This is a genomic window from Variovorax fucosicus, assembly GCF_030316825.1.
In the GTDB taxonomy this organism is placed as follows: domain Bacteria; phylum Pseudomonadota; class Gammaproteobacteria; order Burkholderiales; family Burkholderiaceae_C; genus Variovorax; species Variovorax fucosicus.
In genome coordinates, this window is the sequence record NZ_JASZYU010000009.1 from 1 (window position 1) to 8,407 (window position 8,407).

Sequence of the window (8,407 nt, forward strand, 5' to 3'; positions counted from 1 at the left end):
GAGGGCGACCTCGTCTGGATTCACGCGAAGAGCTTCTTCTTCGGCAAGGAACTTGCGACGGTCGAAATATTCCGTGTCGAGAACGGAAAGATCGTCGAGCACTGGGATGTCATCCAGGAAGTGCCCGCGGAATCGGCCAACAGCAATACGATGTTCTAGTCCTTGCCCCGCACGAGCCCCGGTTTTGCAGGGGAAGCAGTACGAGTTTTGCATATGCGTAGGTATAGAGCACGTATGTCCATCGCAGGAACTTCGAATCGTTATCCGCCAAGCAAACGGGATGGACGAGTCAATCCTCAAAGCGCTCAAGCTCGTTCCCGAAGCACAACCCGAGTTACCCAGATCGCCGATGGGTCGGTCGAGATGCGGTGCATGTCGCGCGACTGCTGGGCGATTTGCTCTTCGACCACCAATAAGTCTCCATGGAAGGGAAGTGGATGCTCAACTCTCGCGTCTCCCGCCCGCTTCGCCTTGTTGTGCTTGGTGTGTAGGCCCCACTCGCGCATGCAGACAAGTTGACTAGGTCCGACTGCGAAGACAACTGGATTGTGGGCTAGGCATCGACAGTGCCGAGTCTTCGGGGTCCCGCGGAAAGGGGGAGCAAGAGATACCAATCGAGCCATTTTTCAGCGCGGCGTGAACTGCATCGATGTCGACCTGGCGTGTTCGAGTCAGGGCACCTTGCCGAAAGGCAAGATCAAGGAGTGAAAAAAATGAATCGCACTGATGTCACTAGCCTGACGCTTTCTCTCTATCGTCTTGCCACCTTCATCACCGTGCGTTTTCTAGCAGACACGGTGAGGTGGCAATGATCGAGCTGCGGCACCTACGCTACTTCATCGCAGTCGCTGAGGAACTTAGCTTTCGCCGTGCCGCAGAACGCGTGCACATCGATCAGACCCCGCTATCGCGGACCATCCGCGATCTCGAAGATCAGCTGGGCGTGCAGTTATTTGTCCGCACCCCGCGCAAGTTGCATTTGACGCCTGCCGGTCTGCGTTTGCTCAAGGAGGTACGGAAGCTTTTCATCCGCGTCGAACGCACTTATCGCGCCGTACGCGATACGGACGTCCGCTTCCGCGCACCGTTGCGAATCGGGGTGGCCGACGGAATCGCGCAACCCAAACTTTCCGAGTGCTTGGTACGCTGGCGCGAAGTGGCCCCGGAGGTGCCCCTGGAGCTGACCGAGATGCGTGCTTCGGAGTTGGCGGCAGCATTGCAGCGCGAACAGCTCGATGCAGGCTTTTCATTCGGTCTACCGAATGACGACACCATCTCGCAGCAGCCCGCGTGGAGTTACCGCGCCATGGCACTGCTGCCGTTTGGGCATGAACTCGCATTGCAGCCTACGCTACCTATCACCGAGGTGCTGGCCTTTCCGCTCCTGTCCTGCCATGCCGATCGGCTGCCGGGCCTTCTGCATCAGATTCGGGCTATCGCGCAACGCCACTCGACGATTCCTACATTCGCAGGGGAAGCCTCCACGCTGAGCGGCTACTTCACGCGCATCGCTGCAGGCCTGGGAGTGGGCTTGGCAGACGCGGGTCACGTTGCCACGCTGTGCCGCTCGGATGTTGTGGCCGTACCACTGCACGAGGACGAGCGTATCACCACGTTCGTGCTGCACAAACACCAGCGCTTCGGTCTACCGCATTCGCTGCAACGATTTGTTGCGCACACCAAAACTTTGCATTAGTCGTTACAGCTATCGCTCCTACGACGCGCCGCATGGCGTGATCGGTCTTGGACAGTTCGCGCAGTTGCCTCGATGCTGCTACTCGCTGACGAGTTAAACGCATTAAAAGCGCAACTCTGTCGTACGGCCCCAGCTTCTTCCGCCAGCTTACGCCACAACCCGCCCCATCGCGCTTCCATGGGTGTGCGGTTTGGGGCCTCGATTCCAAACTCGGGCAAGCGGTGCCGCTGGAGCATGCACGCGCTGGAATCCAGACGCAAAGGAGGAGTAGCCCATGCCGACTCGGGGTGCGACCGGTATTTTGTTCGGACAGATTGTTGTGGTGCTGGGTATCGCCCTCGCCGGCCTATGGACTGGCACGCAGTGGACGGCGCATGCGCTTGGCAATCAGGCCAGGCTTGGACCACCTTGGTTCCGCGTTTCGCATTCGCCGGTTTACCAGCCGTGGAAGCTTTTCGAGTGGTGGTATTTCTATGGTGCCTATGCACCCGAGGTATTTGAGCGCGGCGGGGTCATCGCCGCGTCGAGCGGATTGCTGGCCACGGGCGCGGCCATTGGCATGGCGATCTGGCGCTCACGGTTGGCCAAGCACGTCACAACCTACGGTTCCGCTCGATGGGCCGAGAACGAGGAGATTGCCGAAACCGGCTTGACTCGGCCTGCCGGTGTGTTCCTTGGCAAGACCGCGCACAGGGACGCCAAATACCTGCGCCACGAGGGTCCAGAGCACGTGATGGCCTTTGCTCCGACGCGTTCCGGCAAGGGTGTGGGCCTGGTCGTACCGACTCTGCTGTCCTGGCCAGGCTCGGCAGTGATCCACGACATCAAGGGCGAAAACTGGAACCTCACTGCCGGCTGGCGCGCGCGGTCTTCGCATTGCCTGCTATTCAACCCGACTGACGCCAAGTCTGCAGCGTACAACCCGCTGCTCGAAGTACGGCGAGGCATGTACGAAGTCCGAGATGTGCAGAACATCGCCGACATTCTGGTCGATCCTGAAGGCGCGTTGGAGCGGCGCAACCACTGGGAGAAGACCAGCCATGCCCTGCTGGTCGGTGCCATCTTGCACGTGCTCTACGCCGGCGAGGACAAGACGCTGCGCGGTGTGGCCAACTTCCTGTCCGATCCGGCATGCCCATTCGAGATGACGCTGCACCGGATGATGACCACCGGGCATCTGGGTGAAGAGGTCCATCCCGTCGTCGCCTCGGCTGCACGTGAAGTGCTGAACAAGAGCGACAACGAGCGCTCGGGGGTGCTATCCACCGCGATGAGTTTTCTGGGCCTGTACCGTGACCCCACGGTCGCCGAAGTCACCTCGCGCTGCGACTGGCGGATCGCCGACCTCATCTCGGCTGCCCATCCGGTCTCGCTCTACCTGGTCGTGCCGCCCTCGGACATCAGCCGCACCAAGCCGCTGATTCGCTTGATCCTCAACCAGGTCGGCCGGCGATTGACGGAGTCGCTGGACGGCTCAGACGGCATTGCACGCAAGCACAAGCTGCTGCTGATGCTGGACGAGTTCCCTGCGCTTGGGCGGCTGGACTTCTTCGAATCCGCACTGGCTTTCATGGCGGGCTACGGCCTGCGTGCCTTCCTGATCGCGCAGTCGCTCAACCAGATCGACAAGGCCTACGGCCAGAACCACTCCATCCTGGACAACTGCCACGTGCGCATCGCGTTCGCGACGAACGATGAGCGCACGGCCAAGCGTATCTCCGAGGCGCTTGGCACAGCGACCGAGCTGCGCGCCCAGCGCAACTACGCCGGGCACCGGCTCGCGCCATGGCTCGGCCACCTCATGGTGTCGCGCCAGGAGACGGCCCGTCCTCTGCTCACGCCTGGCGAGGTGATGCAGTTGCCGCAGGACGACGCGGTCGTGATGGTCTCCGGCCATCCGCCGATCAAGGCGAAGAAGCTGCGGTACTACCAGGACCGGAACTTCACCACGCGCGTCCTGCCCGCGCCCGTGCTGGTTGCCGGCGCGTACGCGGACCGTCCCGCGACGCGCCCTGACGACTGGAGCGGATTGCCACCGCTGGCTGCACTGTCGACTTCTTCTGGCGGCGATGCGGGCGGTCTTGCCGACGAGGGTGGCCACCAGCTCAAACCCGAACTGGATTTCACCGCCGATGCGCCCTTGGTGCCTGACGGCGAGGGCCTGCTGGTGCTTGATGACGAAGACGACGTGCCGCTGCGGCCGCAAGACGTGGACCGGAAGTTGATGCGCACCGCGCGTTTGGTCGCACTGGACCCTGATGACGGGATCGCGCTATGACCCGCGCCCGGCTGAACATCTTCATCGAGCCGGAGCACGCGAAGCGTCTGGACCAGATCGCGACGCACAAGGGCGTGTCGAAGTCCGCCGTGATCGCTGCGGCGCTGGCTTCGTTCCTCTCGCCCGATGGGGAGGACCAGCGTGAGGCCGCCATCGCCAAACGCCTGGACCAGCTTTCACGCCAGTTCGACCGCCTGGAGCGCGACCAGAACGTGCTGATCGAGACGGTGGCGCTCTACGTCCGCTACTTCTTGACGGTCTCGATCCCTGTTCCCGAGGGACAGCAGGAGGCCGCTCGCGCGCAGGGGCGCGCCCGCTACGTGCAGTTCATCGAACAGCTCGCGCGCCAGATCCAGCGCGGGCGCAGCCTGGTGCGCGAAGTCCATGAGGACATTGGACCCGCTGCAGCTGACCCGACGCAGGCGGATGCCCAGTCGGGGACCGATGCCGACGCCATGGAGGTTCCTCGTGAACCTGCCTGATCCGAACGGCATGGACGCCTCGTTGGAGCGGCGCATCCGCATGCTGCGCACAGCCATGGGGCCGGAGATTGCGGCCGCGTTGGAGGACCCCGAAGTCGTCGAAGTGCTGCTGAACCCGGACGGCTCGCTTTGGGTGGACCGGCTGGGCTCGGGCCGGGAGGCCACCGGCGCAGCGATTCCGCCCGCAGTGGCCGAACGGATCATCCGGCTGGTGGCCGCGCACGTGCGGACCGAGGTGCATCCGGGCGCACCGATCCTGTCGGCCGAGCTGCCTGAGACTGGTGAACGCTTCCTTGGGGTGCTGCCGCCCGTCGTGCGCGCGCCGTCGTTTGCGATCCGCAAGCGGGCGCTGCACATCATGACGCTGGCCCATTACGTGGCCGATGGCGTGATGACCGAGGAGCAGGCGGCGTTCCTGCGCCGCGCGGTGCGCGAGCGCCTGAACGTCGTCATCGCGGGCGGCACCAGCACCGGCAAGACCACGCTGGCCAATGCCTTGCTCGACGAGATCGCAGAGACGCGCGACCGTGTGCTGATCCTCGAAGACACGGTGGAGCTCCAGTGCCGCAGCGACGACCATGTGTGCATGCGCACCGAGCCGGGCGTGAGCACCATGGCCGACCTGGTGCGTGCCACCTTGCGGCTGCGACCGGACCGCATTGTCGTCGGCGAGGTGCGCGGCTCCGAAGCACTGGACCTGCTCAAGGCCTGGGGCACTGGACACCCCGGCGGCATTGCCACCGTGCATGCCGGCTCGGCGCACGGCGCGCTCACGCGGCTGGAGCAACTGGTGCAGGAGGTCAGCGTGACCATCCCGCGCGCCCTGATTGCCGAGGCGGTCAACGTCATCGTCTTCATTGCCGGCCGTGGCCGCTCGCGCCGCGTGCGAGAGATCGCGCGCGTCGTCGGCCATGACAGCCACGGCTACCAGCTCGATACCGAGCTGTCTTTCTTCCCGTCGCTTCCTCCTTCCAACCCTTCTTCCACAGGAGATCCTTCATGACGACTTCACGCGTTTCCGCAAAACCGCTTCTCTACGTTGCCGCCGCAGCGGCGCTGCTGCTCGCCGTGGCGCTGCCCGCGCATGCGGCCGGCTCGAACATGCCTTGGGAGGCACCGCTGCAATCGGTGCTCGAATCCATTCAGGGACCGGTGGCACGGATCATTGCAGTGATCGTCATCATTTCGACTGGCCTGGCCCTAGCCTTCGGCGACACCAGCGGCGGCTTCCGGAAATTGATCCAGATCGTGTTTGGTCTGTCGATCGCTTTCGCCGCGTCCAGTTTCTTCCTGACCTTCTTCAGCTTCACGGGCGGGGCGGTGCTGGCATGAACTCCACCATCGGAAGTCTGGCCGGCTTCGAGGTGCCGCTGCACCGGTCTTTGACCGAGCCGATCCTGCTGGGTGGGGCACCGCGCACCGTGGCGATCGCCAACGGCACGCTGGCCGCCGCAGTCGGCTTGGGCCTGCAGCTCTGGCTTCCCGGCTTCGGGCTATGGGTCATCGGACATTCGCTCGCCGTCTGGGGAGCTCGCCTGGACCCGCAATTCATGCAGGTCTTCGCGCGACACATCAAGCACCGGCAGTTGCTGGACGTGTGAGGTCACGATGTTGAATCTCACCGAATACCGCAAGCGCCCCGCGTTGCTGGCCGACTGGTTACCGTGGGCCGGAATGGTGGCGCCCGGCGTCGTGCTCAACAAGGATGGCTCGTTCCAGCGCACGGCACGGTTCCGGGGGCCGGACCTGGACAGCGCGACACAAGGAGAGTTGGTCGCCACGTCGGCGCGGCTCAACAACGCGCTACGGCGTCTCGGCTCCGGTTGGGCCTTGTTCGTCGACGCCGTGCGACGCGAAGCGGCTGACTATCCCGATTCGAGCTTTCCCGAGCCGCTCTCGTGGCTGGTTGACGAAGAACGCCGTGCCGCTTTCGAGGAGGACGCCAGCCACTTCGAAAGCAGCTACCACGTGACGCTGCTGTACCTGCCGCCTGAGGAGTCGACGGCCCGCGCGGCCCGGATGCTCTATGAGAACCACCGGTCCGAAGGCGTGGATTGGCGTGAGCGGCTCGAAACCTTCGTGTCCGAGACCGAACGCCTCTTCGGTCTGCTCGACGGCGTGATGCCGGAGATCTCATGGCTCGACGACGCGCAGACCTTGACCTACCTGCATGGCTGCGTGTCCACGCGCCGGCATGCGGTGGCCGTGCCCGAGGTAGCCATGCATCTGGACGCGCTGCTGGCCGACGAACCGTTAGTGGGCGGTCTGGCGCCGATGCTCGGAAATCAGCACCTGCGGGCGCTGTCGATTCGCGGGTTTCCGACCTCCACTTGGCCGGGCCTGCTCGACGATCTGAACCGCTTAGGCTTCGCCTACCGCTGGAGCACGCGATTCCTGTGCCTGGACAAGGCCGAAGCAGAGAAGGAGTTGCGGCGCCTGCGCCGCCAATGGTTCGCCAAGCGCAAGAACATCGTCGCACTGCTGCGCGAGACCATCTTCCAGCAGGAGAGCCCGCTGGTGGATTCCGATGCCTCGAACAAGGCATCGGATGCCGACGCGGCGCTGCAGGAGCTGGGTAGCGACCAGGTGGCCTTCGGCTACGTCACGGCCACAGTGACCGTGCTCGACGCCGACGCCACGGCGGCCGACGAGAAGCTGCGTGCCGTGGAGCGAGCCATCCAGGGCCGCGGCTTTGTCACCATTCCCGAGACCCTGAACGCGGTCGATGCCTGGTTGTCGTCCGTGCCGGGCCATGCCTATGCGAATGTGCGACAGCCGATTGTTTCAACGCTGAACCTTGCGCACATGATGCCGGTGTCGGCAGTGTGGGCCGGTCCGGAGCGCAATGCGCATCTTGATGGCCCGCCGTTGATCGTCACCCGAACCGATGGAGCCACGCCGTTTCGTCTGGTCACGCATATCGGCGACGTGGGTCACACGCTGATCGTCGGACCAACCGGCATGGGCAAGTCGGTGCTGCTCTCGACGCTGGCGATGCAGTTTCGCCGCTACCCGGACTCGCGCATCTTCGCCTTCGACATGGGGCGCTCTATGCGGGCCACAATCTTGGGGCTCGGTGGAGAGCACTATGACCTGGGCGCTGAAGGAGCCATTGCTTTCCAGCCGCTAGCCCGCATCGACCAGCACGGCTATCGCACCTGGGCGGCTGAGTGGATCGAGGGCCGGCTGTTGCAGGAAGGCATTGCCGTCGGCCCGCCCGAGAAGGATGCTGTCTGGTCCGCGCTCAACAGCCTGGCCAGCGCGCCCGTCGAACAGCGCACCATGACCGGCTTGTCGGTGCTGCTGCAGTCCAACGCACTGCGGCAGGCTCTGCAGCCTTACGTGCTGGGTGGCGCTCACGGCAAACTGCTCGATGCTGATACGGACCGACTCGGCTCCTCATCCGTGCAGGGCTTCGAGATGGAAGAGCTGATGCACAGCAAGGCGGCAGTGCTGGCGGTGCTCGGCTACCTGTTTTCCCGCTTCGACGAGCGCTTCGATGGCGCGCCTACGTTGCTGATCCTGGATGAGGCCTGGCTGTTCCTGGACGACCCGGTGTTCGCCTCGCGCATCCGTCAGTGGCTCAAGACGCTTCGCAAGAAGAACGTCTCGGTGATCTTCGCCACGCAGTCGCTGGCGGACATCAAGGATTCGACGATTGCGCCGGCCATCGTGGAGAGCTGCGCAAGCCGCATTTTCCTGCCGAACCCGCAGGCGACCGAGCCGCAGATTCGGGTGATCTACGAGGGTTTCGGACTCAACGGGCGGCAGATGGAAATCGTCGCGACTGCGCAACCCAAACGCGACTACTACTACCAGTCGCGGCTGGGCAACCGGGTTTTCGACCTCGGACTGGGGCCGGTGGCGCTGGCGTTTGCCGGAGCGTCCACACCCGAAGACCAACGGGCCATCGACGCCGTGTCCGCAGCCGCCACTTCCTCGGGCTTCGCA

7 protein-coding genes are annotated in these 8,407 nt (G+C 64.0%); all 7 read left to right on the forward strand.

The genetic code is table 11. The features are described 5' to 3' along the window. Nucleotides 1–808 precede the first annotated feature (808 nt). On the forward strand, nucleotides 809–1,696 hold the full coding sequence (locus QTI05_RS27665; protein ID WP_286539704.1) for a LysR family transcriptional regulator: 888 nt from the start codon (nucleotides 809–811) through the stop codon (nucleotides 1,694–1,696). Nucleotides 1,697–1,970: 274 nt separating this feature from the next. Continuing rightward, nucleotides 1,971–3,974: a conjugal transfer protein TraG gene (locus QTI05_RS27670; RefSeq protein WP_286625022.1), complete on the forward strand. Its 2,004-nt coding sequence runs from the start codon at nucleotides 1,971–1,973 to the stop codon at nucleotides 3,972–3,974. After that, entirely contained in the window at nucleotides 3,971–4,456 is a 486-nt protein-coding gene (locus QTI05_RS27675; RefSeq protein WP_286625023.1) for a CopG family transcriptional regulator, read from the forward strand. Before QTI05_RS27670 ends, QTI05_RS27675 begins: the two co-directional genes overlap by 4 nt. Nucleotides 4,457–4,466: 10 nt before the next feature. After that, nucleotides 4,467–5,459 (forward strand): P-type conjugative transfer ATPase TrbB, encoded by a 993-nt coding sequence (trbB, locus tag QTI05_RS27680; protein ID WP_239467245.1) that lies wholly within the window; start codon nucleotides 4,467–4,469, stop codon nucleotides 5,457–5,459. Continuing rightward, nucleotides 5,456–5,788: a TrbC/VirB2 family type IV secretion system protein gene (locus QTI05_RS27685; protein WP_076196637.1), complete on the forward strand. Its 333-nt coding sequence runs from the start codon at nucleotides 5,456–5,458 to the stop codon at nucleotides 5,786–5,788. The genes trbB and QTI05_RS27685 overlap by 4 nt, the downstream gene beginning before the upstream one ends. After that, the gene (locus QTI05_RS27690) at nucleotides 5,785–6,057 is read left to right on the forward strand and encodes a VirB3 family type IV secretion system protein (protein WP_076196635.1); all 273 of its coding nucleotides are present in this window, start codon (nucleotides 5,785–5,787) and stop codon (nucleotides 6,055–6,057) included. Before QTI05_RS27685 ends, QTI05_RS27690 begins: the two co-directional genes overlap by 4 nt. A 7-nt stretch (nucleotides 6,058–6,064) precedes the next feature. Next, a partial coding sequence (gene trbE / locus QTI05_RS27695; protein ID WP_286625024.1) for a conjugal transfer protein TrbE occupies nucleotides 6,065–8,407 on the forward strand: 2,343 nt, incomplete at its 3' end.